The sequence below is a fragment of the Microbacterium sp. NPDC056057 genome (genome assembly GCF_042266945.1).
In the GTDB taxonomy this organism is placed as follows: domain Bacteria; phylum Actinomycetota; class Actinomycetes; order Actinomycetales; family Microbacteriaceae; genus Microbacterium; species Microbacterium trichothecenolyticum_C.
On the sequence record NZ_JBHJWS010000001.1, the window covers coordinates 571,877 to 597,700 of the forward strand.

General features: G+C 70.3%; 20 protein-coding genes. 9 read left to right on the forward strand and 11 right to left on the reverse strand.

What is annotated here, in order from left to right; genetic code table 11:
• Nucleotides 1-280: 280 nt before the first annotated feature.
• Nucleotides 281-1,582: a chaplin family protein gene (locus tag ACFC1K_RS02400; RefSeq protein WP_375870272.1), complete on the reverse strand. Its 1,302-nt coding sequence runs from the start codon at nt 1,580-1,582 to the stop codon at nt 281-283.
• A 119-nt stretch (nt 1,583-1,701) separates the two neighbouring features.
• The gene (locus ACFC1K_RS02405) at nt 1,702-2,679 is read right to left on the reverse strand and encodes a hypothetical protein (RefSeq protein WP_375870273.1); all 978 of its coding nucleotides are present in this window, start codon (nt 2,677-2,679) and stop codon (nt 1,702-1,704) included.
• Between the two features lie 607 nt (nt 2,680-3,286).
• On the opposite strand from ACFC1K_RS02405, the gene dnaB reads away from it, so the two are divergent.
• Nucleotides 3,287-4,660 (forward strand): replicative DNA helicase, encoded by a 1,374-nt coding sequence (gene dnaB / locus ACFC1K_RS02410; RefSeq protein ID WP_375870274.1) that lies wholly within the window; start codon nt 3,287-3,289, stop codon nt 4,658-4,660.
• A gap of 58 nt (nt 4,661-4,718) precedes the next feature.
• Here dnaB and ACFC1K_RS02415 read toward each other — a convergent pair whose 3' ends face one another.
• Nucleotides 4,719-7,793 (reverse strand): hypothetical protein, encoded by a 3,075-nt coding sequence (locus ACFC1K_RS02415; RefSeq protein WP_375870275.1) that lies wholly within the window; start codon nt 7,791-7,793, stop codon nt 4,719-4,721.
• Nucleotides 7,794-7,935: 142 nt separating this feature from the next.
• Nucleotides 7,936-10,437 carry a transglycosylase domain-containing protein gene (locus tag ACFC1K_RS02420; RefSeq protein WP_375870276.1) on the reverse strand — a complete coding sequence of 834 codons (2,502 nt, stop codon included), beginning with the start codon at nt 10,435-10,437 and terminating at the stop codon, nt 7,936-7,938.
• A gap of 181 nt (nt 10,438-10,618) precedes the next feature.
• Here ACFC1K_RS02420 and ACFC1K_RS02425 point away from each other — a divergent pair, with 181 nt between their 5' ends.
• The gene (locus ACFC1K_RS02425; protein WP_375870277.1) at nt 10,619-11,185 is read left to right on the forward strand and encodes a dihydrofolate reductase family protein; all 567 of its coding nucleotides are present in this window, start codon (nt 10,619-10,621) and stop codon (nt 11,183-11,185) included.
• Between the two features lie 7 nt (nt 11,186-11,192).
• Nucleotides 11,193-12,470, forward strand: coding sequence for an MFS transporter (locus ACFC1K_RS02430; RefSeq protein ID WP_375870278.1), 1,278 nt, complete (start codon nt 11,193-11,195; stop codon nt 12,468-12,470).
• A gap of 21 nt (nt 12,471-12,491) precedes the next feature.
• On the opposite strand, the gene ACFC1K_RS02435 is transcribed toward ACFC1K_RS02430, so the two are convergent.
• The gene (locus ACFC1K_RS02435; protein WP_375870279.1) at nt 12,492-13,403 is read right to left on the reverse strand and encodes a LysR family transcriptional regulator; all 912 of its coding nucleotides are present in this window, start codon (nt 13,401-13,403) and stop codon (nt 12,492-12,494) included.
• Nucleotides 13,404-13,476: 73 nt separating this feature from the next.
• On the opposite strand from ACFC1K_RS02435, the gene ACFC1K_RS02440 reads away from it, so the two are divergent.
• Entirely contained in the window at nt 13,477-14,472 is a 996-nt protein-coding gene (locus ACFC1K_RS02440) for an EamA family transporter (protein ID WP_375870280.1), read from the forward strand.
• 30 nt (nt 14,473-14,502) lie between these two features.
• On the opposite strand, the gene ACFC1K_RS02445 is transcribed toward ACFC1K_RS02440, so the two are convergent.
• Nucleotides 14,503-14,946 carry an HNH endonuclease signature motif containing protein gene (locus ACFC1K_RS02445; RefSeq protein WP_375870281.1) on the reverse strand — a complete coding sequence of 148 codons (444 nt, stop codon included), beginning with the start codon at nt 14,944-14,946 and terminating at the stop codon, nt 14,503-14,505.
• Nucleotides 14,947-15,011: 65 nt separating this feature from the next.
• Between ACFC1K_RS02445 and ACFC1K_RS02450 the strand changes: the two genes are divergently transcribed.
• The 3 genes from ACFC1K_RS02450 to ACFC1K_RS02460 are packed head-to-tail and all read left to right on the forward strand — an operon-like array spanning nt 15,012 to nt 17,986.
• Nucleotides 15,012-16,529, forward strand: coding sequence for an MATE family efflux transporter (locus ACFC1K_RS02450; protein WP_375870282.1), 1,518 nt, complete (start codon nt 15,012-15,014; stop codon nt 16,527-16,529).
• A gap of 50 nt (nt 16,530-16,579) precedes the next feature.
• Nucleotides 16,580-16,726: a hypothetical protein gene (locus tag ACFC1K_RS02455; RefSeq protein ID WP_375870283.1), complete on the forward strand. Its 147-nt coding sequence runs from the start codon at nt 16,580-16,582 to the stop codon at nt 16,724-16,726.
• A gap of 9 nt (nt 16,727-16,735) precedes the next feature.
• Nucleotides 16,736-17,986, forward strand: a complete 1,251-nt coding sequence (locus ACFC1K_RS02460; protein WP_375870284.1) for an alpha/beta fold hydrolase — start codon at nt 16,736-16,738, stop codon at nt 17,984-17,986.
• 66 nt (nt 17,987-18,052) lie between these two features.
• Here ACFC1K_RS02460 and ACFC1K_RS02465 read toward each other — a convergent pair whose 3' ends face one another.
• The 3 genes from ACFC1K_RS02465 to ACFC1K_RS02475 all read right to left on the reverse strand — a co-directional run bounded on the left by ACFC1K_RS02465 (nt 18,053) and on the right by ACFC1K_RS02475 (nt 23,244).
• Nucleotides 18,053-19,387 (reverse strand): DUF1254 domain-containing protein, encoded by a 1,335-nt coding sequence (locus ACFC1K_RS02465; protein ID WP_375870285.1) that lies wholly within the window; start codon nt 19,385-19,387, stop codon nt 18,053-18,055.
• A complete protein-coding gene (locus ACFC1K_RS02470; RefSeq protein ID WP_375870286.1) occupies nt 19,384-20,826 on the reverse strand; it encodes a DUF1254 domain-containing protein in 1,443 nt (480 codons plus the stop codon). Before ACFC1K_RS02470 ends, ACFC1K_RS02465 begins: the two co-directional genes overlap by 4 nt.
• A gap of 135 nt (nt 20,827-20,961) precedes the next feature.
• A complete protein-coding gene (locus ACFC1K_RS02475) occupies nt 20,962-23,244 on the reverse strand; it encodes an esterase-like activity of phytase family protein (RefSeq protein WP_375870287.1) in 2,283 nt (760 codons plus the stop codon).
• Here ACFC1K_RS02475 and ACFC1K_RS02480 point away from each other — a divergent pair.
• A complete protein-coding gene (locus ACFC1K_RS02480; RefSeq protein ID WP_375870288.1) occupies nt 23,243-23,398 on the forward strand; it encodes a hypothetical protein in 156 nt (51 codons plus the stop codon). The genes ACFC1K_RS02475 and ACFC1K_RS02480 overlap by 2 nt on opposite strands.
• Nucleotides 23,399-23,409: 11 nt before the next feature.
• On the opposite strand, the gene ACFC1K_RS02485 is transcribed toward ACFC1K_RS02480, so the two are convergent.
• Entirely contained in the window at nt 23,410-23,886 is a 477-nt protein-coding gene (locus tag ACFC1K_RS02485; RefSeq protein ID WP_375870289.1) for an ATP-dependent endonuclease, read from the reverse strand.
• Nucleotides 23,883-24,770 (reverse strand): LysR family transcriptional regulator, encoded by an 888-nt coding sequence (locus ACFC1K_RS02490; protein WP_375870290.1) that lies wholly within the window; start codon nt 24,768-24,770, stop codon nt 23,883-23,885. Before ACFC1K_RS02490 ends, ACFC1K_RS02485 begins: the two co-directional genes overlap by 4 nt.
• A gap of 112 nt (nt 24,771-24,882) precedes the next feature.
• Between ACFC1K_RS02490 and ACFC1K_RS02495 the strand changes: the two genes are divergently transcribed.
• Nucleotides 24,883-25,818, forward strand: a complete 936-nt coding sequence (locus ACFC1K_RS02495) for an aldo/keto reductase family oxidoreductase (RefSeq protein WP_375870291.1) — start codon at nt 24,883-24,885, stop codon at nt 25,816-25,818.
• The last annotated feature ends 6 nt before the right edge of the window (nt 25,819-25,824 follow it).

A 25,824-nucleotide genomic window follows, 5' to 3' on the forward strand; every position in this document is an offset into this window, starting at 1 on the left:
CCGGGCGCCGGTGGGCACGACGAGGCGGATGCCGCGAGCCCCCCGGGTCGCGGCATCCGCTCGTGACATCTCCGGCCGTGCGGCGCCGGTCCAGGCAGCGCCGGAGCCGACACGGACGGAGATGGCTGTGGGCCCCCGATCACGAGGCGCGGTCCAGGCAGAGCCGGCACTCGCGATCGGGGGCGTTCAGGGCGGGAGGGCCGCTGGGGGACGGCCCTCCCGCGTGCTCACGCGGGTCGGAGTGAGTGGCGCCTGGGGAACGTCCGCTCACCCCATCGACTCACGCGGAGCGCCGCCGCGACGCGCGTGCGATGGCGCCCGCTGCGAACAGCGAGAGCCCGAGCAGCAGGAACGGCATCACACCCGTCCCTCCCGTCGTGGCGAGCTGAGTGGCGGTGCCGGCCGTAGCCGCCGAGCCGGTCATCGCGGCCGCCGAGGCGGTCGCGGCGACGGTGCCGTCGGTGCCCGGCGTTCCGTTGCCCCCCGGTGTGGTGGGGTTCGTCGGACCCGTCGGATCGGTCGGGTCGGTCGGATCGGTCGGGTCGGTCGGCACGACGGCGTCCACCGTGGTGCTGTCGCCGATCACCGAGACCGCGTTGCCGCCGATGGTGACGGGCAGCGAGATCGGCGCGAGGATCTGCGTCCCGCCGAGGATCGAGCCCGATCCGCCGGTGCTCCCGGTCGTGCCGCCCGAGCCGATCCCCGGCGCTGCGACGGCGCCTGTCGAGACACTGTCGCCCACCCCCGAGATCGCGTTGCCGACGACCGTGACGGGCACGGCGATCGGTGCGAGCACCTGGGTGCCGCCGAGGATCCCGTCCTCGCCGGTCGTGGTGCCCGTCGAGCCGCCGTTCGCGGAGCCGGCGGCGGGAGCCGCAGCGGCGCCCTCGCTCGAGCTGTCGCCGAGGACGGAGATCGCGTTGCCCGTGACCGTGACAGGCGCGGTGACGGGGGCGACGACCTGGGTGCCGCCGAGGATCGAGTCCTCGCCGTCGGTCCACGCATCGGCCCCCGAGGAGGAGCCCGAGGCGGCGGGTGCGGTGGTCGCACCCTCGCTCGAGCTGTCGCCGACGACCGAGATCGCGTTGCCCGACACCGTCACCGGAGCGGCGACGGATACGAGGCCCTGCGTTCCCGCGAGCACGCCGTCGTCGCCCGATGTCCCGGCGGCCGGAGCCGGCGCGGGTGCGGATGCGGGTGCGGGTGCGGTGGTCGCAGCATCCGTCGATGAGCTGTCACCGACGACCGCGACCGAGTTGCCGCTGACGGTGATCGGAACGCTCACCGACACGAGCGCCTGCGAGCCCGAGCCGACGCCGTCGGACCCGCCGGTGGACGCGGCGGGAGCCGCCGCCGGGGCGGGAGCCGCGGTGGTCGCGCCGCTCGAGGAGGAGTCACCGAGGACGGAGAGCGACGTGCCGCTGACCGTGATCGGGAGGTTGACGTCGATGATCGCCTGGCTGCCGGAGAGCAGCCCGTCGTCACCGGTGGTCTCGGCCGCGTTGGCGACCGTCGCGCCGAGCAGCGTGATGCCGCCGGCCAGGAGCGTGCCCAAGAGGGCGCGCTTGTAGAAAGTGCGCATGATGTTCCCCTTTGTGGATTGATCGGTTCGCAGCGCGGAAGGGTCGCGCTGCACAGCGCGGAGGGCGCGCTGATGCGGTGCCGCTCACGCTCGGGTGAGCAGAAGCGGCGGCGAGCCGATCAGTCGGGGGAGACGTCGGTGGAGCCGGCGGGCGCCGGCGGCGCGTGCTCGTCCTGCGGTCCTGCTCGGCGCACCCAGGCACGGTGTGCGACGAGCGGAAGGAGGCCAGCGAGCGCCCAGGCGCCGGGACCCGCACCACCGGGTCCCGCGGAAGCGATCGACAGGCAGAGTCCGCCTGCAGAGCCGAGGAGTCCGCCGGCGACCAGCGCGGCGGAAGAGGTGACGAGAGCGGCGCGCGTGGCCGCTTCGGAGACGGATACTGCGGCCCAGTGGCCGAACGCACCCGCTGTCGTCGTGAAGAGGGCGGCGGCAGCATCCGTCCGCGCGGCGAGAAGTGCGATCGCGGTCGGTGCCGCCGAGTCGGCCGAGCTGTCGAGGAGGCCGGGAAGCTGCGGGATCGCGGGAAGCGCGGGGAGCCCGGTCGCCGGCGGCCGGCCGACCGTCGAGCCGGTCTCGCCGACGGCGCCGACGAGGCCACCGAGCGTCGCGTCGACGGTACCGCCGAGGTCTGTCACGGCACCGTCGAGGCCGACGCCGGAGACGATCCCGCCGACGATCGGCACCTCGGTGACGAGGTCGACGACCGGCTTCGCGATCTGGCTCACGACACCGCCCGAGACGGCCTCCGACACCGGCTGGGTCACCGTCGTGACGACGGCGCCGACGGTCTGCACGACCTGGCTCACGGGCTGCTGCACGGGAGCGGGAGCCGCGGCGACCACGTTGTTCACGGCATTGGTCACGCCGGTCGTGACAGTCGAGACGGTGCCGGTGACCGTCGAAGCGGTCGTGTCGACCAGCGAGGTCACGGCACCGAGGGCACCCCCGAGCGCTCCCGCGTCGTCGGGCTCGTCGGCGTGCGCCTGTCCGAGGCCGAGGCCGAGGACCAGCGACACGACGATCCAGGCGAACGCGGTCGCGGCCCCGATGAGGGCCAGCCGCACGATCCTCGGCAGCTGCGAGGTTGCGATCTCCACGTTCACCTCCCACGACGAAAGAGCCGCACGTTCCGGACGGATCGTGCGTGAGGGTGCCTGGAAACCCGAGGGTACTCCTTGCCGATTCGGTCTGTCCAGACCCCTTTGGACGGTGAGTCCCTTTGTCTCGGGCCGGCATCCGGAGACCGCGCGGCCGGCGGGCGATTGTGCACAGGACAGTGTTCGCGAGCAAACCTTCAACCACGACTTCAACCACATCTCTCTCCACAGGCTGTGGATTGGGCAGGCCCTGGTCAAAGGGGATTTCTGTGTCATAACCCCCAGAAGGACGGTGGGTTCTCCACAGGGGTTGTTCACAGGAGCGACGGCGTTTCTCCCCCACTCTCCACAAAGTTATCCACAGGGTGTGTTGCGACTGTCGGAGGCCATCCTTAGCGTGGGGTGCGGCCCATTCGGGCGTCGCGCCTCCGTGCTGGGTTCGGTGACGCGACGGCGGCCGCAATCGCACGACGGAATCAAGCGGGGGACGAGATGCCGTGGCATCTCGCCGATCGCTCGTGCTCAGGCGCGCCGATTCGGCGAGCCGTCCCGATACCGCCGAGAGAGCTCGGATGATGTGAACAACGGTAGGGAGGACGCGCAGCCTATGTCGATCGCCGACATCTCAGAAGAGCGCATGGGGGCTCCTCGCGACTTCGAGCGCACCCCCCCGCACGATCTGCTCGCCGAGCAGAGCGCCCTGGGTGGAATGCTGCTGTCCAAGGATGCGGTCGCCGACGTCATCGAGACGTTGCGCGGCACCGACTTCTACGTGCCCAAGCACGAGCTGATCTTCGAGGCGATCCTCACCCTCTACTCGCACGGTGAGCCGACGGACGTCGTCGCCGTCACCGACGAGCTCATCAAGACGGGCGAGCTGCAGCGCGCCGGCGGCGCCGACTACCTGCACACGCTCACCTCGATCGTGCCGACCGCCGCGAACGCCGGCTATTACGCCTCGATCGTGTCGGAGCGTGCTCTGCTGCGTCGCCTCGTCGACGCCGGCACCCGCATCGTGCAGATGGGGTACTCGGGTCAGGGCGAGGCGCTCGACCTCGTCAACAACGCGCAGGCCGAGATCTACTCGGTGACCGGTGCGGAGCAGGCCGAGGACTACGTGCCGCTCACGATCGCGGTGGATGCCGCGGTGGAAGAGATCGAGGCCGCGCGCGGTCGCGACGGCCAGATGACCGGCATCCCGACCGGCTTCTCGGGTCTCGACGCGCTGACCAACGGTCTGCACCCGGGTCAGATGATCATCATCGCGGCGCGACCCGCGATGGGTAAGTCGACGCTCGCGCTGGACTTCGCCCGCTCGGCGGCGATCAAGGCCAACATGCCGACGATCTTCTTCTCGCTCGAGATGGGGCGCAGCGAGATCGCGATGCGCCTGCTGAGCGCCGAGGGCGCGATCCCTCTGCAGTCGATGCGAAAGGGCACGCTCGACTCGCGCGACTGGACCACCGTCGCCGCGACCCGTGGCCGCATCAACGACGCCCCGCTGTACATCGACGACAGCCCCAACATGACCCTCGTCGAGATCCGCGCGAAGTGCCGCCGGCTCAAGCAGCGCGCGGGCCTCAAGCTCGTCGTCATCGACTACCTGCAGCTGATGACCTCGGGCAAGCGCGTCGAGTCGCGCCAGCAGGAGGTCTCGGAGTTCTCGCGTGCCCTCAAGCTCCTCGCGAAGGAGCTGGGCGTGCCGGTCATCGCGCTGTCGCAGCTGAACCGTGGCGCCGAGCAGCGCGCCGACAAGAAGCCGGCGCTGAGCGACCTCCGTGAGTCGGGCTCGATCGAGCAGGACGCCGACATGGTGGTGCTCCTGCACCGCGAGGCCGCCTACGAGAAGGACTCCCCGCGCGCCGGCGAGGCCGACCTCATCGTCGCCAAGCATCGCAACGGCCCCACCGACACGATCACGGTCGCCTTCCAGGGCCACTTCTCCCGCTTCACCGACATGGCCCCGGGCGACTTCGGGTAGACAGCGTTGAAGCGGCCGGCCGGGAAACCCCGACCGGCCGCCTCGGTGTCTCACCCGGTCAGTGGACAGCGATCAGATCGTTCGTCCAGCCGATCATGCGCTGTGCGAACACCGCATTCACGCCCTTGCCACGCTGACCCTCCAGCTGCTGCACGACGGCGCCGAGCTGGTTCACCTCGGTCGGGTGCTTGCCCGTCGCGTGGCTCTTGAGCGCCGCGTTGAGCTTGTCGCGCAGACCCTTCTCGACCTTGGGGTCGGTCACGAGCTTCTCGGCGACAGCCCGGGTGAGGTTGTTGCCGAGCGACTCGGTCGTGGCCAGCAGCGTGAACGTCCGGGAGGCCGTGCCGGTGTTGCCGACGAAGTCGGTCGCCGTCGCCACCGCCGTGTGCGCACCGGTGTCGAGCGTGAACATGTCGAGCACGTAGCCCGTCGGCACCGCGGTGCCATCGAACGTCACGGACTGCGACTCGACCCCGCTCAGCGCATCCGTGATCGTGTACTGCACGCTCGCGAAGTCGTCGGTGTCGTAGCCGGTGGCAGCCGGCTGACTCAGGTCGACGACCGGCGCCGTGCGGTCGACGCGGACCGTCTGGCTTCCGGTGACCGTCTCGCACTCGCTCGACGTCTTCCACTCGATGACCCACTCCAGGTTCTCGTCGGCGTCCGGCGGCAGGGCGAACTCGGCGACCGCGCCGTTCACCGTCGTCCACGTCGGCTCGGAGCCGGCGGGGTGGACGGCGTACGTCGTCGTCAGCGACTCCGGTGTGAAGGAGTCGTCGGCGGCGCTGACGGTGAACGTGTGGTCCACACCCACCCACTGCACGCCCGAGACGACGGCCTCGTCACCGGTGATCTGGAAGTCCGCGCTGAGCGACCCGGCGATCCACGCCGGCGCGCTCGGCGCGTCGCCGTGGTCGGGGAAGTTCTTCCCCGGCAGGTACCAGGCGCCGTTCTCCCAGTCGCGGAACACGTCGCGGAAGGTCGAGCGCGCGACGCACGACTCCCACAGCGGCATCTGGCCGGTGCCGGCGTACCGGGGCTCCTCCTCCGAACTGTGGCCCGGGTCGGGCGAGTCGAAGACCGGCAGGCGATCGGCGCGCCAGGAGTGGTCGGAGTCGATGCTCCGCAGCCACGGCTGCCCGTCGAGCCCGTCGATCATCACGTTCGCCGGACGACCTGCGGGGTCGGCGTAGAGGGCGGTCGACACACCCGGCAGCAGGTTGGCGCTGCGGTGATCGGCGATGACCTGGTTGAGGCCGTTCGCGTCGAGGAGGAGCAGCTTCGCCATCTGCACGGCGTCGTACGCGGGCTCGAAGTCCTCGAGCGTCCACTCCGCGCTGTCCTTCAGACGTGACGAGGGCACCACCGTGCCGTCCGGCAGCTCGACCTGGTCGCCGACCAGCGGGTCGACGAGACCCATGACGGCGTCGAGGTACTCGCGGTCGCCGTCGTCGAACAGGTCCACATGCACGTCGTCGTCGGAGAAGGGCACGTCGATGTCGGCCGAGCCGACCTCCATCCAGTGCGTCGGGCTCTTCAGGAAGTCCGACAGCAGCTCGACGTCGAAGCCGAGCGCCTCCGAGGCGAGCTCGAGGACGAGCTCCTTGGCGTCGGCGACGAGCGGGTCGAGGAAGTCGATGTCGGGCATGATCGACTGCAGCAGATCCTGGAGCCACAGGAAGACCGCGCCGCCCTCCTCGACGACCTCGCCGACGAAGTCGGGAGCACCGAGCATCGACAGCAGGTACTCGTTGATGAAGCCGGGCTTGTCGCTGTCGTTCAGACCGCCGAGCGTGTAGCCGGCCACCTGGAAGATGCCGATGCCGTCCTCGCACTTCGCCCGGTCGGTGTCGAGCACCTCGTCGGTCTCGCCTTCCTCGGCGTCGCCGTCGCAGAGGAAGTTCTGCGCGTCGCGGAACGTGCCGGCGTCGAAGAGCGTCTTCGACAGCGCCTCACCCAGCTCGGGCCAGTGCTGCAGGCCCCGGTCGATGTCGTCGATCCATGCGTCGAGGTAGGCGATGATCGCCGGGTTGACGATCGCATCGTCGGCCTCGTCGATCGGGCTCGTGACGCAGAAGTACTCGGCCCGGCATTCCTGCACGGTGACCGGCTTGACGGTCACGCCGCGCACCGTGTCGACCGTGACGTTCTCGACCACTTCGTAGCAGTCCCAGTCGACGATGTTGCAGTCCTCGTAGTCGAGGTCCTTCTGCATCGCCGCGCGCTCGACCTGCAGCTTGGCCTTCAGGTCGATGAAGTAGTCGATGAGCGGGCCGCGGTTCGGCTCGGGCTCGTCGCCCACGGTGTACGCGAGGCCGGGGCATCCGTCATCCGCCGTCCCGTCCCCGTCGTCGTCGATGCCGTCGCCGCACGTGCCGACCGGCAGCGGGTTGTTCGGGTCGACGAGGGTGTCGTAGATCCACGCGGTCGGCGCGGAGTACTCGAACGCCGGCGTGGAGTCGTTGCTGTACTCGGGTCCGGTCTCGTCGGTCTCGCCCGCGACCTGCGAACGCAGCGAGTTGCCGTCGAAGCCCGCCGTCGCATCGCCGACGTAGCCCTCCGCGATCACGTGGCGCAGGGCGATCTCGAGCGCGGTCGGGTCCTCGAGGTCGAGGATCTCGCCGACGCCCGGGAAGACACCCTCCGCGACCTGGTTGATCAGCGTGTGCGCCCACATGTCGCCGGCGGCATGCGTCATGAAGCCGTACGCGAAGGCGAGGATCTGCTGCTTCTCGGCGGCGCTGCGGCCCGCGTCGTCCTGCGCGTCCCACGCCGCGGTCATGATGTGCTGCAGCCACCTGCCCGTCTCGTCGGGGTGGATCGCCGACTGGCCGTAGGCCAGGTCGGGGAACCCGTCGGGGCCGATCACGCCCGCGTTGTACGCGGCCGGCTGATTGCGCAGCGCCGTGACGATGTCGGCGCGGACGGTGTACTCGGCGCCTTCGACGGTCACCTTCCCGTCGTCGGTGACGTCGTCGTAGGCGTTCTCGGCGGTGGCGTTGTGGGTGTACGGCTTGAAGGCGGCGGCGGGCAGCGCACTGACGACGAGTGTCGTCACGGTGAGCGCCGCGGTCGCGGTCAGGCCGGCTGCGAGCTTCGTGAAGCTGCGGCGTCGGCCGGCGGTTCGAGACATGGGCTTTCCTCCCCAAGGAAACGGACGTGCAGAACGGATGTTCCGAGGCACCGAGAGTCGCCGACGTCTTCGTCAGATACACGATCGGGAAAACGGATGCTGCCGCCCGGGGTCCGCTCAAGCCTTCAGGCGCCGACGAGCCTCAATCGTTCCCGTTCCCGTTCCCGTTGTTGCCGTTGCCGTTGCCGTTCCCGTTGTCGTCCGGGGGCTGGTCCGGGCCGGGTGCGGGACCCGGGCGCGGCGGCGGCGCGGCGCGACGCACCAGGTTGGCAGGAGGCGCCGGGAAGTCACTGCCCCCGTACAGCTGGTTGGCGGCCGCCTGGATGTCGCGGGTCATGGGCAGGCGGATCGTCGACAGCGCCCGGCCGTTGTAGAAGGACCGGAACACGTCGCCGTAGCCGGTCGTGTTCCCGACCCACACGGCGGTCGTCACGCGTGTGCTCGACTCGACCAGCCAGGTCTGGATGTTCTCGTGCGTTCCGGTCTTGCCCAGCATCGGCGTGCCGTCGTTGGGGTTGCCACCCGACCCGGTGCCGCCCGGGCGCATGACGCCCTGCAGCGCGAACGCCGTGGCCGCCGCCACCTCGGGGCTGATGGCCTGCGAGCATCGGTTGCCGGGAACCGGAAGCTCGGTGCCGTCTGCGTTGACCACGCGCTCGATCACGCGCGGGATGCAGTAGACGCCGTTGTTCGCGACCGTCGCGAACGCCCCGGCCATCGCGACGGGTGCGATGTTGTTGGTGCCGATGATCGACGAAGCGCCGTCGAGGTCTACGGGGTCGCCGTCGCCGCGGGCGACGCCCATGCGGGCGGCGACGTTCTCGATATCGCACATGTCGAGCTGCTCCGCCATGCCGAGGAAGCCGCTGTTGAGCGATTGAGCCGTGAACTGCAGGGGCGTTCCCACGTAGCCGGCCGCGCCGCCGAAGTTGCGCACGACGTGGTTCTCGCGGTTGATCCACGTGCCCGCGCAGCGGTCCCGGAGCCGGGGGATGGCCCGCAGGGTGCCGTTGACGGAATCGGACAACGTGTGCCCGGTCTCGAGCCAGTCCACGAGGGTGAACAGCTTGAAGGTCGATCCGGTCGGGAATCCTGTCGAGACCCCGTGCATCATGTCGCCGGCGTAGACGAGCGAGCTGTACACCGGGTCTGTGAGGGCGAGATCGCGGTCCTCCGTGAACCGGTTGTTCTGGCTGATCGCGAGGATGCGCCCGGTGTTGACCTCGATGCTGACCGACGCCGACCCGAACGACATTCCCGCAACGGTCTCTGGCGCGTACCGGTGCATGGCGTCCTGCGACGCGTTCTGCAGGCTCCAGTCCAGCGTCGTGTAGATGTTCAGGCCCTCGCGTGTCAGCGACTTCTGCCGGTCCTCCGGCGTCGCGCCGAACGCACTGGCATAATCCGGGTCAGATTGCACGGTGTTCACCACGTACTGGCAGAAGAACGGGGCCGCGCTGGATCCGCACCGGGTGGGCGGCAGCTGCAGCGCGGGGGTGATCGGCTCGATCGCCGCGGCGACGTACTGCTCGGCGGTGATGCGCCCGTCCTCGCGCATCCGGTCCAGCACGTAGAGCTCCCGGCCCTTGGTCGCGCTGTAGGCGTCACCGGCCGCGAGGTACTGCTCCGGAGTGATCGTGCCGTCGGCGAGGAGGGTGTCGAGGCCCGCCAGGGTGCCGGGGGTCACGTCGTCCACCGAGCCGTCGGCGGCCTTGTTGTACCTGGTGCCGTCGCCCCCGAAGATCGAGCCCTGTGCCCGGTCGATCCGGAACGTGTTGGGGTTCTGCACGATGCCGGCGAGGGTCGCCGCCTGCGTCAGCGTGAGCTGGGCGGCCGTGGTGCTGAAGTAGTAGCGCGCTGCCGCCTCGATGCCGTAGGTCGTGCCGCCGAAGTTCGCGATGTTGAGATAGCCCAGCAGGATGTCGTTCTTCGAGTACTTCTGCTCGAGCTGCACGGCGTAGCGGATCTCCTGCAGCTTGCGTTCGTACCCCTCGACGCCGTCCGCCTGCGTGGCGTCGAGCCAGCACTGCTGCAGCACCTGGTCGCGCGTCATCTTCACGACGGTGGCGCCGTTCTCGTCGACGACCGTCTCACCCGCCTCGTTCGTCTCGTACACCGTCTCCGCGTCGCGTTCGCAGCGCTGGACCAGCACGTTCTTCACGTACTGCTGACTGATCGAGGAACCACCCTGCGTCTGACCGCCCTGCGCGTTCTTGATCAGGGCGCGGGTGGTGCCCATGATGTCGACCCCGCCGTGCTCGTAGTACCGCGGGTCCTCGGAGGCCAGGATCGCGTCGTACATGACGAGCGACACCTGGTCGAATGCGACGGGCTCGCGGTTCTGGTCGTAGAACGACGTCAGTTCGACCTCCTGCCCGGTCGACGGGTCGCGGGCGTAGATGGTCGTCGGCAGCATCAGGCGGTCGATCTCGAGGTAGCTCGGCATGTTGTCGAACAGCGACACCGCGCTGCTGGCCGCATGCCCGCCGATCGCGATGGCCGGCGCGAGCGGTGCGACGACCAGCACGCCCGCGATGACGCTGAGCGCGAGAAGGCCGACGAGGCCCCCGAGAACCCCCGCGAATGTGCGCCGGTAGCGGGGTATCGGCGCGACCGGTGAAGAACCCTCTGATGGCTGCTTCACGACAGCTTCCTATCTGCGGTGGGAGAAATCATGTCAGACCGTCCCCGATTCCGCGATGGGTTCGGTTCGCGACTCGGGGGTGTCGTCGCGTGGAGGCGGCGCATAGGCTCGGGTCGAGGCATCCGCTCGAGAAAAGAACTCCCGCAGAACGCGGCGAGAACCGGACACGAAGGAGAGTCCCGTGCAGACCGTGACGGTCGACTTCATCATCTCGCTCGACGGCTACGGCGCTGCGGAGGGGTGGCCGGGCTTCTGGGGGATGGAAGGTCCCGAGTACCTGGGCTGGCTCGCCGAGTCCCCCGACAGGGACGATCCGCTGCTGATGGGCGCGACGACGTACCGCCTCATGTCGGAGCTCACCGCCGGCGGCGAGGAGGGCACCGACATGCTCGGTGGCATCCAGAAGTACGTCTTCTCGTCCACGCTCCAGGAGCCGCTCGCGTGGGAGAACACGACGCTCGTCCGTGAGGATGCGGTCGCGTTCGTCCGGCGGCTGAAGGAGGAGTCCGACCGGCCGCTCCGCACGCTCGGGAGTGTCGCCCTGTGCCGGTCGCTGCTGCTCGCGGGCCTCGTCGACCGCTACCGGGTGGGCGTGTTCCCGGTGATCACGGGCGCTACCGGACAGGACCGGATCTTCGACGGCTACCCCGACGTGCGCCTGGATCTCGTGGAGGCGCGAACGTTCGACGGGCGCATCCAGCTGCTCGAGTACGTCCCGACGGTGCTCGACGGCCCGCCCGGGGCATGATGAGGACGTGGTTGATGGGGGTGACCTCGCCGGATCGGCGGTCGTGAGCGATCCGGTGCAGGGTGGGCGCGGGCCGGCACCCCGGTCGTCGTTCGCCCGCTTCTGGACCGCGGCGGCCATCAGCTCGTTCGGCACGGCGGTCACTGCCGTCGCGATGCCCGTGCTCGTGGTGCAGCTGCTGCACGCGACGCCGTTCGAGGTCGGCATCGTCGGCGCGGCGCAGTTCGTGCCGTACGCCGTGCTCGGGATCTTCGCCGGCGCGTACACCGACCGCTGGCGTCGCCGCCCCATCCTCGTATGGGCGAGCGTGGGGCGGGCCGTGTCGCTCGGCGCGATCCCCGTGCTGTGGCTCGTCGGCGCGCTCCAGATCTGGATGCTCGTCGTGCTCCTGCTGCTGTTCGGCGCGTTCTCCGTCTTCGGCTTCGCGGCGACGCAGTCCTTCCTCCCCCGGCTCGTGCCCCGCTCCCGGCTCGTCGTCGCGAACGCGCGACTGGATCAGACGGATGCCGCGGCCCAGACACTCGGCCCGGCCCTCGGCGGTGGCCTCGCGGCGCTGCTCGGTGCGCCGATCGCGCTGCTCGTCGACGCGATCAGCTACATCGTGGATGCCGCGCTGAACGCGAGCATCCGTGTCGAGGAGACCCGCGAGCGGCGACGCGATCGGCATCTCGGCCGCGAGATCCGCGAGGGCCTCCGGTGGGCGTACGCGCACCGCACCCTCGGCCCGCTCGCCGTGTCCACGCACGTGTGGTTCTTCGCCAACGGACTGGCGCTCACGGTCCTGTCGCTCCTCGCCCTCCGGTCGCTGGGGTTCACGGCATTCACGTTCGGCCTGCTGCTCGCGGTGGCGGGATCGTGTGCGCTGGTCGGGGCGACGTTCGCGGCTCGGATCGGCGAGTGGCTGGGCATCGGTCCGACCATCATCGTGGCGCGGGCGACGTACCCGATCGCGTGGGCGGTCGCCGCGGTGGCGGCCTGGGTCCCCGCCGGACCCGCGCTCCTCTTCGTCGCGCTCGCGCTCCACGGGCTCGCGGGCGGTGTCGAGAACGCCAACGAGATGGCGCTGCGACAGACGGTCACCCCCGACCGACTGCTCGGCCGCGTGAATGCGAACATCCGCTCGGCCAACCGCACCGCCGCCGCGATCGGCGCGCTCGCCGGAGGCGCGGCGGTCGCGCTCGTCGGCGACCGCTGGACGCTTGTGGCCGTCGCCGTGATCTTCGCGATCGCCGCCCTGCTGGCCTGGCTCTCGCCTCTGCGCTCTGAGCGCGTGGCCGCGGACTGAGCCGCCCTGAGCCGCCCGCGGTCACAGGGAGCGCGCGTGCTCCACGAACGCGTCGAGCGCGGCGCGCAGGGCGGGGGAATCCTCTTGGGTACGGCGATGCACGGCGAGGACGTCGCGCGTCGACGCCGGCTCGACGGTCGGGATCGCGACCAGGTCGGAGCCGATGTCGCCACGGCCGAGGCGGGGCACCAGCGCCACCGCGCGGCCCGCGCGCGCCAGCTCGAGGTGGTTCTGGAACTCCATCGACTCGTGCACGATGCGCGGGGCATTGGGGACGCCGTCGAAGAGCCGGCGCAGCCACTGGCGGCAGATCGTCGCCTCGAACGTCGCGACCCACGTCTCCCCCGCCAGCTCCTCGGGATGCAGCACCGTGCGGCCGGCGAGCGGATGGTCACGATGCACGATGACGTCGGCGACGTCCGTGAACAGCGGTGTCGAGACGAGGTGATCGGGCATCGCCAGGGCGACGCCGCCCCAGCGGTGCACGATGCCGAGGTCGCGCTGGCCGGACGCCACGAGCGCGATCGTCTCCCACGGCTCGCTCTCGCGGAGGGGCAGAGCGAGTTCGGGATGCCGCTCGGCGAGCGAGGTCAGCACCGGAATGACCAGCCCCCGCACGACAGTGGAGAAGGCGGCGAGCCGGACTTCGCCCACCACCCGATCGTCGGGCCCCGCGGTGAGCTGGAGATCGGCACGGAGCCGTTCGAGGTCGGCGAGGATCGGCGTCGATGCGACGACGAGACGCGTGCCGGCCTCCGTGAGGATGACTCCGCGTCCGGCGCGTTCGAGGAGAGCGACGCCGGTCTCGCGCTCGAGGCGCTTGACCTGCTGCGACACCGCCGACGGCGTGTACCCGAGACTCGTCGCCGCGGCGACGACGCTGCCCTGCGTGGCGACCGCACGAAGCGACTGCACGGCTTCCAAATCGATCATGAAGCAAAGCTACATCGTTTCATGAGAAAAGCATCGCTGGTGCTTCATCCAAGGCTGGAGTGAAGTAGAAGTCGTGAAGAGACGCGACATGGTGCTGGCGGCGACCGTCGCATCGTTCTGGGGATTCAACTTCGTCGTGATCGACTGGGGGATGACGGGCGTGCCGCCGCTGCTGTTCGTCGTGATCCGATTCCTGGTGGTCGCGCTCGCGGTCTTCGTCGTCCCGCGGCCTCGCACCTCGTGGCGCACGGTCATCGGCGTGGGGCTGTTCATGAGCCTCGGACAGTTCGGACTCTTGTACACGTCGATGGCGCTCGGGTTGCAGCCGGGGCTCGCCGCGCTGGTGCTGCAGGCCCAGGCGGTGTTCACGATCCTCATCGCCGCCGCCGTGCTGCGCGAGCGCCCGACCGTCCCGCAGATCGCCGGGATCGGACTCGGCATCGTCGGGCTCGCGATCGTGGCGGCCGGTCGCGGTGGCGATGCGCCCGCTCTCGCGGTGGCGTTGGCGCTCGCCGCGGCATTCTCGTGGGGAATCGGGAACGTGATCTCCCGCCGTGCCGGGGTGGTCAGCGGGCCCGGGCGGCTCGGGTCGTTGTCGCTCACCGTATGGTCGGCACTCGTGGTGCCGGTCCCGGCCCTGATGCTGTCTTTCGTCGTCGAGGGTCCGGAGGCGATCGCGTCGGGAATCGCGGCATTCGGCTGGCAGTCCCTGCTGTCGACGCTCTACACCGCAGTCCTGTGCACGATCATCGGCTACTCGATCTGGAACGGCCTGCTGGCCCGGAACCCCTCCGCGGCCGTCGTGCCGTGGGTGCTGCTCGCGCCCGTGGTCGCGATGGTGTCGGCCGCGTTGCTGCTCGGTCAGATCCCCACTCCCGCCGAGATCATCGGCGGCATCCTCCTGGTCGGCGGCGTGCTGGTCACCGGCTTGCGCCGTCGAGTGTCGTTTCGCCGGCGCGGGATCACGGAGGTCAGCCGGCAGCCCATGCGAAGCGCGTCCGCAGGGGATGGCGCGCGCCCGATCGCACAGGAAGCGGGTGAATCTCGTCGGCTCGGGTCGGTGAGGTGAACAGACGCGCCGAGACCTGGGGCATCCGCGTCAGAAGGGTGGCGCCGCGGGGGATCCGGGTGGGTCGTCAGCAGGGAAGAGCCAGGGTTCGCGCATCATCTTGCGGAGGTGTGTGGTGGCCTCGTCGGAGCTGAATCTCACGGTCGGCTCGGGGCGGTCGGTGTGCCTTCGCCCTGACGGGCTGGTCCAGATCAGAACGCCGGGCGAGACCTGCTCGACCGACCACGCCGTGACGCCCTTCAGGGTGTGATGGCGTCGGCACAGGTGCGCGAGGTTCGCGTGGTGCGTGGGTCCGCCTTCGGCGGCGGGAATCGTGTGGTCGACGTCGCACCGCCATACCGGGCGGCGGCAGCCGGGGAATCGGCAGTGCTCGTCCCGCGCGGCGAGGAAATCGGGTGGAGTTTTGCGCAAGAGCGTGATCTGAGGATGGTGCTCCCGAATCGATTCGATACACTGGCTGCTGCCACTCGGCACCTCTCCGTCGCCTGCGGGCGCGGCATCCGTCCCCTTCCTCGCCTTCTCGTTCGAGAGCCGCCCTCATGACCACCGCCCTGACGACGGGCCGCCCGTGGCGCGTCATCCTCCTGTTCTCCGTCCCGCTGCTGATCGGCAACGTGGTGCAGCAGCTGTACCACTTCGTCGATGCCGTCGTCGTGGGGCGCCAGCTCGGGGTCGATGCGCTGGCCGCGGTGGGCGCGACCGGCAGCATGCTGTTCCTGCTGCTCGGGTTCGCGTGGGGTCTCACATCGGGCTTCGCGATCCCGACGGCGCAGGCGTTCGGGGCGCGCGACTATGCGGCGGTGCGCCGTTCCGTCGCGGCGGGCACGATCCTCACGGGCATCTGCACCCTCCTGCTCACCGTCTGCGCGCCGCTGCTGACGGCGCCGCTGCTCGAGCTGCTGCAGACGCCCGCCGAGCTCATGGACGACGCCATCGTCTTCGCCCAGATCAGCTTCCTCGGCGCCGGCGCGATGATGTTCTTCAACTACCTGTCGGCGATCATCCGAGCCATCGGCGACTCGCGCACGCCGCTCGTCTTCCTCACGCTCGCGTGCGTGCTCAATGTCGCGCTCGTCATCGTCATGGTCGGCCCGCTCGGCTGGGGCGTGGGCGGCGCGGCGCTCGCGACAGTGGTGTCGCAGGCGATCTCCGTGCTGCTCTGCCTCGAGTTCGTGCGGCGACGGATGCCGGTGCTCCACGTCCGCCGCAGCGACTGGCGTGTCACCCGGGCCGAGCTCGCCGAGCACCTCCGCCTCGGTCTGCCGATGGGCTTCCAGGCCTCGATCATCGCGATCGGAACCCTCTCGGTGCAGGTCGCGCTGAACGAGCTCGGCGCGGACGCGGTCGCCGCGTACACCGCAGCGTCCCGGGTCGACGGTCTCGCCGTCGCCCTCCTGCAGTCGCTCGGCCTCGCCGTGTCGATGTTCGTCGCGCAGAACCACGGCGGCGGACGACCCGACCGCATCCGCCGCGGCGTGATCGAGGCGACGTGGATGTCGGTGGGCGCGGCCATCGTGCTCGGTGCCCTGCTCATCGCCTTCGGCGCGATGACGGTGCGCCTGTTCATCGACGAAGGCTCGGCCGAGGTCGTGGACCTCGCCGCGCAGATGCTCGCCATCAACGGTGCGACCTACTGGATCCTCGGCATCCTGTTCGTGCTCCGCGGTGCTCTGCAGGGGCTCGGCCACACCCTCATCCCCACGGTGACCGGCGTGATCGAGCTCGTGATGCGCGTCGGGGCGGCCGTCGTGCTGGGCAGCATCTTCGGCTTCATCGGCGTCGCGGCGAGCAACCCGCTCGCGTGGCTCGGCGCCGTTGTCGTGCTCGTGCCCGCGTACATCCACGCTCACCGTCGGCTCGCCAAGCAGCCGGTCATCCCCATGGTCGCGACGCCCACCACCCCCATCGCGGTCATCGGTCCCACCGACGGCTCGATGGTCGTCGACGCGATCGTCACGCAGCCCATCGTGCTGCCGCCCGTCGCCCAGGGCGCGACCCGGCGGCCGCGGCGGTTCCGCTTCGTGCCGTCGCGCGCCAAGCGCCGCACGCGCGGCTGACCCGCCCGGACGCGATCGAGCACGTCGACGGTGTCGACCGCATCGACCGCGTGCGCCTTCGCTGGGTCGGACACCGCCTCCAGGGCGATGCGATCCTCGCCACCGCGGCGGAATCCAGCATCCGTTCCCACCTGCGCAACGTCGACGACTTCACGGTCACCGTCCGTCCCACCATCGAAGTCGGCGGTCGCGAATAGGCTCGTTGCATGTCCGTGACGACGCGCCGCATGCAGGATCTGACCATCGACGACCACTTCCTCACGGTCCCCTTGGTGTGGGGCGATCCGGCGGACGCCCGCACGATCGACATCCACGCGGCGGTCGTCACGCGAGAGGGCGGCGAGAGCCTGCCGTATCTGGTGTTCCTGCACGGCGGGCCTGGGCACGAGGCGCCGCGCGCGTTCCACTCGCCGTCGGGTCCGTCGTGGCTCGACGCGGCGCTCGAGCACTACCGCGTCGTGCTGCTCGACCAGCGCGGCACGGGGCTCTCGACGCCCGTCGGCGACGACGACCTCGAGCGCGACGCGTCCGAGCTCGCCGAATACATCACACACCTGCGCGCCGACGCGATCGTGCGCGACTGCGAGGCGGTGCGCCAGCACCTGGGCGCCGCGAAGTGGAGCGTGCTGGGCCAGTCCTTCGGGGGGTTCACCACCCTGGCGTATCTCTCGACGGATGCCGCGTCCCTCGAGCACGTCTACATCACCGGCGGTCTGAGCGCCGTGGGCCGCCACCCCGACGACGTGTACGCCGTGACGTACGACAAGATGCGCGACGAGTCGGAGAAGTACTACCGCCGCTTCCCCACGCATCGCGACGCGATGCGGCGGGTGATCGACCTCGCGGTCGACGGCGAGCTCGTGCTGCCCGGCGGCGAGGTCGCCTCGGTCTCGCGGGTGCGCTCCGTGGGTTCGGCGCTCGGCACCAACGACGGCTGGCAGACGGTGTGGGGTCTGCTCGAACGCGACCCGCGATCGAACGCCTTCCGCCACGACCTCGCCGCGGCGATGCCGTTCGGCACCCGCAATCCGCTGTACTTCGTGTTCCACGAGTCCAGCTACGCCGACGGCCACGCCACCCGGTGGTCGGCCGAGCGCACCGAGTCCGCAGACTTCCGCGAAGACCCGACGCTCTTCACCGGTGAGCACGTGCGCCGGGAGTGGCTCGACACCGTGCCCGGGTTCCAGCCGTGGCGCGACGTGACCCTCGCGCTCGCCGAGTTCGAGTGGCCCTCGCTCTACGACGCCGACGCGCTCGCCGCGTCCGACGCACGCGGCGCGGCCGCCGTCTACGTCAACGACGTGTACGTGCCGTTCGAGTTCTCGATGGAGACGGCACGGCTCCTCCCCGGCGTGACCCCGTGGATCACGAGCGAGCACGAGCACAACGGCCTGCGTGGCGGGGGCGACGTGCTGGCGCGCCTCATCGACCTCGCGCACGGCCGCCGCGTGCGCTGACCGCGACGCAGACCATGAGGAGACGCGGATGCCGCGGCACGAGCCCGCGCCGCGGCATCCTGTCGATCACTTGTCGAGGCGGGTGATCGGCGGCGGGGCGTAGGTGCCGTTCAGCACCGCCTCGCCCGGCATGTACATCCGCAGGATCGGGCGGAACGCGCCCTCGGGTGCCGGGAGCCAGTTGGCCGCAGCATCCGGATCCGACGGCCGCGTGCGGCTGATGCGGATCGTCAGGCCGCCGTCGCCGTCGGTGACGATGCCCGGGGTGCGGTCGCCCACCGAGTAGCGGTCGATCTGGTTCGCGACGAGGTAGAACTCCGGCACCGCGTACATCGTGACCGACCAGAACGCGCCCACCGGCGGAGGCGGCGCGAGCCGCAGCTCATACTCGTGCTCACCCGTGAGGGGCTGCCCGTCGCCGTCGAGGAACGTCATCACGTAGGCGGCCTCGTACCCGTGGTTGCCCCACAGCCCCGCCTTCGCCGCCACGGCGCGCTCGACGATCCGCATCTTCGGATCGGCGACTTTCCACGCGGGATCGTCCATCGTGCCGACCTCGAAGAAGTCGAGGTTGTAGTCGAAGACGTGGAGGGTGACCGACCAGGCGCCCGGCTCCCCACCGGTGGCGGCACCGGCCATCGCCTTCGCGATCACGCCCGCGCCGCCCTGGAAGCCGGCGCGCAGCGCGGCCTGCTGCTCGTCGCTCAACTCGCCGACCGGCGTACCGCCGGCCAGGCCGAGCGCCGCGAACGATGCCTGCAGCACCTCGTCGCGCGGAGCGGGAGGGAAGGCCTGCGACCACACGCGGTACTTCTCCCAGAAGTCGAGCACGTCGTCGCCCTGGGGCTCGGCCGAGGGGATCCCGGTGGCCTCCGCATCCGGATCGAGCGGCGTGAGCGTCATGGCGTCCTGCAGTGCGTGGACGGCCGGCAGGTCGTCGATACCCGAGCAGGACCAGCGGCCCACGATCGACGCCACACGCGTCGGCGCGTGGATGACGGTCAGTCCGCCGGCATCCCCCTCCCATTCCGGCGGGACGATCAGGAACTCGCCGGCGCCGTTGCCCGTGCCACGGGTGCCGACGTAGGCGAAGTTGTCGGTCCAGGCGTCGACGAACTGCAGCACGTAATAGCGATCGGACGCCGGCACCGAGAGCCGGACGGGCCCGACCCCGAGGTCGAGCGATGCCATCGAGTAGACGGTGTCGTTGTTGATCGAGACGAACGTGTCGGCGGCCGTGGCCAGCGTGCGCGCGTGCGAAAACGCGTTGAACGGCGCCTGCGGGTTGGAGCCGACGCCGGTCGACGTGTAGCGGATCACCTGCTCGAGGTCGAAGACGAGCGGGAACCCGTAGAGGTATGCCTGGGCGGCGAGGGTGTCGAGGTCGGTCACGGCGTTCACGCCTCCTTCACGAGCTCGGGCAGCTGCCACGTCTTGTCGAACCAGGGCTCGAGCGGGCCGTAGAGCCGGAGCATGGGGAACCAGGACTTGCCGGGGATCGTCGGGATCCAGTTGGACTCCTTGCCCTCCGGCGCCGTCGGCGAGAACCACAGCACGTACGAGCCGTCGTCCTCGGCCTGCACGGTGCCCGACAGGCTCGCGAGTGCGGGGTACGCCGTCGACTGCAGGAGCGAGCGGGTCTGCGTGTCGTAGAGGTCGATCGACCAGAAGTTCTTCGCCGGCGGGTCCGCGGGGATGCGCAGCGAGTACGTGGCGGAGCCGTCGAGTGCGTGGCCGTCGCCGTCCTCTGCGGTGTACGCGTACGCGGATCCCGCGCCGACCTGCGCGTGCGCCATCGCCGGCGTGATCACCGTCGCGAAGTAGTGGAACTGCGTGCGGGCGTCGAGGTTGCGCGCCCCGCCCCGAAGGAATTCGTAGCTGCCCCCGACGAACGCGTTCTTCCACGACGAGCCCTCCCAGAAGAAGGTGTCCGGATCGCGCGGCTTGTAGACGAGCGCGCGTGAGATCGCGGCGCCGATGCGGGCGGCGTCGTCGAGGATGGCGCGGCGATGATCGTCGGGCTCGAACGGCGTGCCGTGCGCGAGTCCGATCGCCGCGAGGGTGCCGGCTCTTTCGGGGTCGAGCGCCGTGGGCGGCTCCTCCGAGACGAGCTGCGCGATCTCCTCATAGAACGTGAAGTCGTTCGCGTGCACGGTGTTCTGCAGCACGGGAGCGATGTTCAGGAAGGTGTTCTCCCGGGGCGAGTCGGCTTCGCTCAGCGGGTAGATCCGCGTCTCCTTCATCGCGGGAACACCGCCCAGAGTGCGCAACACGACCCAGTTCGCGTACGTCGGCGACTCGTACGTGAAGTAGCCCTCGGGGCGCTCGCCGTCGTACCCCGGCGGCAGGAAGAGGTACTTGCCGCCGGCGCCCTTGTCGGGTCCGGCGATCCCCATGTCGGCGACATAGCGGAACCAGAAGTCGTCCACGACGCAGAGCGACTGCGGCGGTGCCTCGATGACCGTCGGTCCCCACGCCTTCAGATCGAGGAAGGTCGTGCCGTACGTCGTCTCCGTGTTCGGAGTGAGGAAGATGCCGCCGGAGTTCGCCCGGGGGTCGGTGTAGCCGATCTTGTCGGGCGCATCGACGCCGGCCGACCGCAGACCACGGCGCATCGCGACGAGCGAGGCGCCCGGGACGGCGGTGAGGAACGCGTCGATGCCGCGCAGCAGGTCGAGCGCGTCGTAGATCGACCGCACCGAGTCGGTCTTCGGCACGCCGTCGAAGAACTCGAAGTCGCCGAACGGCGTCGTCAGCAGATCGGGTGTCGCGAGGTGGGTCACCTCCTCCGCCAGCTGCTCCTCCGTCAATCCCGCGCCCGGGGTGCCCTCGATCGCCATGCTCATCCCTTCATCGCGAACGCCGCCCCCCGGCGGCGCCCATCCTCCGCATTGTGCCAGGCGGAGGTGGCGCGCACGGCGAAGGGCGGGGGATGCCGCAGCATCCCCCGCCCGGATCGGCGGCGTCGAGGCGGGTCAGCCGGCCAGCGTCACCGTGTCGATGGTCACCGCGGCGATGCCGGGGTGGTCGCTGAAGACGCCGTCCATGCCCGCGGCGACGAATGCGCGGATCTCGCCGTCCAGGTCACCAGAGGCGGCGGGGTCGGCACTGGAGCGGAAGTCGACCGGCAGGAACTGGTTCTCGGCGCGGAACGTCCAGCCGTGCACCGTGAGCCCCGCGGCGTGCGCGTCGGCGATCACCGCGGTGGGCGTGCCCAGGCGGCCGTCGGTGGTGCGCGGGATCATGACGGACTTCTCGAGTCCCACGCCGTCGGCGTAGGTCGCGATCTCGGCGAGGCCCGCCGGCGTCACGAGGTCCTTGTAGGTGCGCGTGTCGCCCGCGAGCGTGAAGTCGTACGGGCGGCCCGACGCGTTCACGAGCTGGGCCAGCGTGACATCGGTGAGCCGCGCGAGGTCGCGCAGGTTGGCGGTCTCGAAGCTCTGCAGGATCACCGGCGCGTTCGCGCGGTCGAGTCCGTTCGCCTTCAGGGCCGCGACGAGCGGCTCCTCGAGCGACAGCCCGATCGAGTCGAAGTACGACGGATGCTTCGTCTCGGGGTACACGCCGACGGGCCGGCCGTCGCAGCTCACCGAGTGGCGCGCGAGGTCCATGACCTCGTCGAGCGTCGGGATCGCATAGAGCCCGTCGAACGCGGTGTTCGCGGGACGCGTCTGGGGCAGACGCTCCTTCGCGCGGAGGGTGCGCAGCTCGGCGAAGGCGAAGTCCTCCGTGAACCAGCCCGTCACCGAGGCGCCGTCGATGAGCTTCGTGGTCTTGCGCGCGGCGAACTCGGGGCGGGCCGCGACATCCGTCGTCCCGCCGATCTCGTTCTCGTGGCGTGCGACGAGCACGCCGTCCTTCGTGGCGACGACGTCCGGCTCGATGTAGTCGGCGCACTGGACGATCGCCGTCTCGTACGCCGCGAGCGTGTGCTCCGGACGCGATCCGCTGGCACCGCGGTGACCGATGAGACTGACCGTCGACGGCTCGATCTTCGTCTTGTCGAGGTCGATGATCGCGAACTCGGTGTCGTCGGGCGTGCCGGGGATGCGCGCGTCGTTGCCGGGGTAGTTGTTGTCGTTTCCGATCAGCAGGCTGCCGTCCTTCAGCTGCACGACGGTCTCGAACGACTGCACGGGCAGCGAGTAGATCTCGCCGGTGCCGTAGCCGTCGCCCGCGCCGATCCCGTGCGGGTTCGCGATGCGGAGAGCGTCGAGCACGAGCGTCTTCTCGAGGTAGCGCTCGGCGTCGGTGCGCCGCAGGTCGACCTGGTACACGCGCTTGGTGACGGCCTGCTCGCCCTCGAAGTCGTCGCGCTCGATGAGCAGCAGTACGTCGTTGCGCACGGTGAACGCGTCGCCGATGACGTTCGGCTCCTGATCGGTCTGGTAGCTCCACGTGCGGCCGGTGTAGGCGCCGGCGCGCGTGTCGAACTCGAGGATCTCGCGGCGGCGCAGATCGCTGTCGTCCGCGTACGAGCCCTCGACGACCGGGTAGAGGTAGCGCCCGTTCACCGACGCGGCGAGGGCCTCGAAACCGCGGCTGGCGCGCACGCGCGGCGTCTCGCCGGGCTGCAGGTAGGGGTTCTGCGGAGACTTCGCGCCGTCGAGCGCGAACGGCTTCTCGAGCAGCGTGCCCTCGGCGTCGAAGTGCAGCAGGAACGGGCCGAACTCCTCGCCGACCCAGAACGAGCCGTCCTTGGCCTTGACGACCGACTCGATGTCGAAGTCGGCGCCGGTGAGGAGGCGCTCGGCGGTGCCGTCGCCCACGGTCGGGAAGTCGAGCACATGGTTGCGGTCGTTGTACGACACGAACCGCTCGATCCGGATCTCGCCGGCGCCCCCGGCGGCCGTCTGCCACGCGGGACGCACGAGGTAGTTGCGCAGCAGGAAGTCGGCGGAGTTGCCCTTGGCGCCGAAGCCGTTGTCGGGCTGCGCCCAGAAGGTGCCGTCGCCGTTGTCGATCGCGGCCGAGAAGCCCGGGATGACCTGCCCGTCCCACGGACCGGTGCGCCCATTGGCCGAGCTGGCCAGCGCACCCGACGCCGGGCCCGGCTCGAGGTGATCGGCCGAGAGCGTCGCCCGTGCGACGAGCGTCGGCACGTGCGTCTGCACGTACGGCGACTGCGAGTTGGGGGATGCGGCGGCGACCGGCTGGGCGTAGGCGGCCGTGGCGGGGAGGAGGGCGACGGCGGTGGCCGTCGCTGCTGCCGCGGCGAGAAGGCGTGGCAGGACGCGTCGTGTGGGGATTCGACTCATGCCCTCGACGCAACCGGGGGCGCTCGGCCGCATGCTGACCGATCGCCGACCACTCCGCGACGGCCCGGTGAACGGGTGGCAAGCGGCGCGTGAGAACGATCTCACAGACGGCAGGACGATGGATGCTGCCGCACAAGCCCTGATCGGGGCCTGATGCGGTCGCGGTCAGAGCGCGGCCAGCAGCGCCGAGAGCGGCGGCGGCACGCGATCGAGCGGCACCGCCTCCGCGAGCAGCCGGGCGTAGCGCGCCTTGTTGCCGCTGCGGCCCCCGAAGAACCGCGCGAGCTGCGCGTCGACCGGACGTTCGCGCTGGAACGGCTGGCGCTGCAGACTCCGGAACGACTCGAGCTCGCCCTGCTCCGCGATCACCGCCTCGACGCCCGCGACGCCGAGAGCGCGCACGAACTCGGCCTCGAGGTCTGGGTCGCACACGAACACCGTGTCGAGCACGCGCTCGAAGTCTCTCCGCTCCCCCACATCGACGAGGCCGACGAGCGGTACGCCGACGAGCTCCCCGGCCGCGCGGCGGGCGCCCTTGGAGCCGCCCACGACACGGACCTCCGGCATCCGTATCCCCATCCGCGCGGCGAGCGTCTCGAGAGCGATCCGATCGCTCTCGCCTTCGACCAGCACGACGGTCATGCGGCCTCGGCCTCGGCACGCTCCTCGTCGAGGATCTCGAGGAGGCGCGGCGCGAGCGAGGCGGTCCCCGCGATGAGGGTCGACACGATCCACTCCGGCGCGCCGGCGGGGACCGGCAGGGCGACGAGGCCCTTCGCCTGGGGCTTGTTCGCGACGTGCTGCGGCACGATCGCGACGCCGAGCCCGCGCACGACGAGGTCGAGCAGCGTGTGCACATCGTCGACGCTGCAGCGCACCCGCCGCTCGACGCCGTGCCGCTGGAACGCGTCGTCGTTGATCGTGCGCAGCGCCCACGCCGGCCGGAAGTCCACGAAGTCGGCGTCGCGGAGGTCCCTCCAGCGCGACACCGGACGCTCGGCCAGCGGGTGGGCGGGCGGGACGATGAGCACGAGGGGGATCCGCGCGAGCTCCGCCACGGCCGGCACCGGCGCGGGGTCTGCGCTGGCGACGAAGGCGACGTCCAGCTCGCCGGCCGCGACATGGTCGACCAGCTGGTGCGACCCCGCCTGCACGAACTGGATGTCGACGGCAGGGTGGCGGCGGTGGAACCGCTCGAGGAGCAGATTCACGTCGAGGGCCCCCAGGCACTGCTCGGCGCCGATGCGCAGCGAGCCGGCGAGCTGGTGCGACGCGCGGACGACGGCATCCCGCCCGGCGGCCGTCTGGGCGAGGATCTCACGGGCGTGCGGCAGGAGCGCGAGCGCAGCCGGCGTCGGCTCGACCGAGCGCGTCGTCCTTTCGAACAGCTTCGCGTCGAGCTCCTGCTCCAGGCGGCGTATCGCGGCCGACAGCCCGGACTGCGACACGCGGCACCGCTCCGCGGCGCGGGTGAAATGCCGTTCCTCGGTGAGGGTGACCAGGTACTCCAACTGGCGGTGCTCCATGGCATATCCATTCGCTTCGATTCTCAATCGCAGAATATACAGTTGTTGGACTTCTTTGTGGGCGGTGCCTAACGTGGACCCGGCAGTACTGACCCGACCCGAGAGCGGACCCATGAAGACCATCGAACTCACCGGCGTCGAGCGTCCGGCACCCAACGTGGTGCTCGGCCTCATGCGCATCCAGGACCTCGACGACGACACCGTGCGCACGCTCATCCGTACAGCGCGCGACGCGGGCATCGACTTCTTCGACCACGCCGACATCTACGGCAGCTCGCTCCACGGCTGCGAGCTCCGCTTCGCCGAGGCGATGCGGCTCTCGCCGTCCGAGCGCGCCCAGATCACCATCCAGACCAAGGCCGGCATCGTCGGCGACGGGCCGTACTTCGACTTCTCGTACGAGCACATCGTCGAGTCGGTGGAGGGGTCGCTCCGCGCGCTCGACACCGACTACATCGACATCCTGCTGCTGCACCGGCCCGATGCGCTGGTCGAGCCCGACGAAGTCGCCCGTGCGTTCGACGAGCTCGAGGCCGCGGGCAAGGTGCGGGCGTTCGGCGTCTCGAACCACACCCCGCGCCAGATCGACCTGCTGAAGAAGTCGGTGCGCCAGCCCATCGTCGCGAACCAGATCCAGCTGTCGATCACCCACTCCCCGACCATCGCGCAGGGCGTCGCCGCGAACATGCACGGTGAGGAGCAGTCCCTCACGCTCGACGGCGGCGGGATCATCGACTACTGCCGCCTGCACGACATCGCGGTGCAGGCCTGGTCGCCGTTCCAGGCGGGATTCTTCACCGGCGTGTTCCTCGACTCGCCCGACTACCCCGAGCTCAACGCCGTGATCGACCGCCTGGCTGCGACCTACGACGTGCCGCCGATCGCGATCGCGGTGGCGTGGATCACCCGCCATCCGGCGCGCATGCAGGTCGTGCTCGGAACGACGAGCCCCGAGCGTGTGAGCGGTGCCGCCGAGGGCTCGGACATCCCGCTCACCCGCGCGGAGTGGTACGAGCTGTTCCGGGCCGCGGGCTACCGCGTGCCCTGACCCGAC

What these genes read in the sequence shown, in the direction of transcription:
- ACFC1K_RS02400 (WP_375870272.1), bottom strand. Translation starts at nt 1,582, where the DNA reads ATGCGCACTTTCTACAAGCGCGCCCTCTTGGGCACGCTCCTGGCCGGC.
- dnaB (WP_375870274.1), top strand. Translation starts at nt 3,287, where the DNA reads ATGTCGATCGCCGACATCTCAGAAGAGCGCATGGGGGCTCCTCGCGAC.
- ACFC1K_RS02415 (WP_375870275.1), bottom strand. Translation starts at nt 7,793, where the DNA reads ATGTCTCGAACCGCCGGCCGACGCCGCAGCTTCACGAAGCTCGCAGCC.
- ACFC1K_RS02435 (WP_375870279.1), bottom strand. Translation starts at nt 13,403, where the DNA reads ATGATCGATTTGGAAGCCGTGCAGTCGCTTCGTGCGGTCGCCACGCAG.
- ACFC1K_RS02450 (WP_375870282.1), top strand. Translation starts at nt 15,012, where the DNA reads ATGACCACCGCCCTGACGACGGGCCGCCCGTGGCGCGTCATCCTCCTG.
- ACFC1K_RS02460 (WP_375870284.1), top strand. Translation starts at nt 16,736, where the DNA reads ATGTCCGTGACGACGCGCCGCATGCAGGATCTGACCATCGACGACCAC.
- ACFC1K_RS02470 (WP_375870286.1), bottom strand. Translation starts at nt 20,826, where the DNA reads ATGGCGATCGAGGGCACCCCGGGCGCGGGATTGACGGAGGAGCAGCTG.
- ACFC1K_RS02480 (WP_375870288.1), top strand. Translation starts at nt 23,243, where the DNA reads ATGCCCTCGACGCAACCGGGGGCGCTCGGCCGCATGCTGACCGATCGC.
- ACFC1K_RS02475 (WP_375870287.1), bottom strand. Translation starts at nt 23,244, where the DNA reads ATGAGTCGAATCCCCACACGACGCGTCCTGCCACGCCTTCTCGCCGCG.
- ACFC1K_RS02485 (WP_375870289.1), bottom strand. Translation starts at nt 23,886, where the DNA reads ATGACCGTCGTGCTGGTCGAAGGCGAGAGCGATCGGATCGCTCTCGAG.
- ACFC1K_RS02490 (WP_375870290.1), bottom strand. Translation starts at nt 24,770, where the DNA reads ATGGAGCACCGCCAGTTGGAGTACCTGGTCACCCTCACCGAGGAACGG.
- ACFC1K_RS02495 (WP_375870291.1), top strand. Translation starts at nt 24,883, where the DNA reads ATGAAGACCATCGAACTCACCGGCGTCGAGCGTCCGGCACCCAACGTG.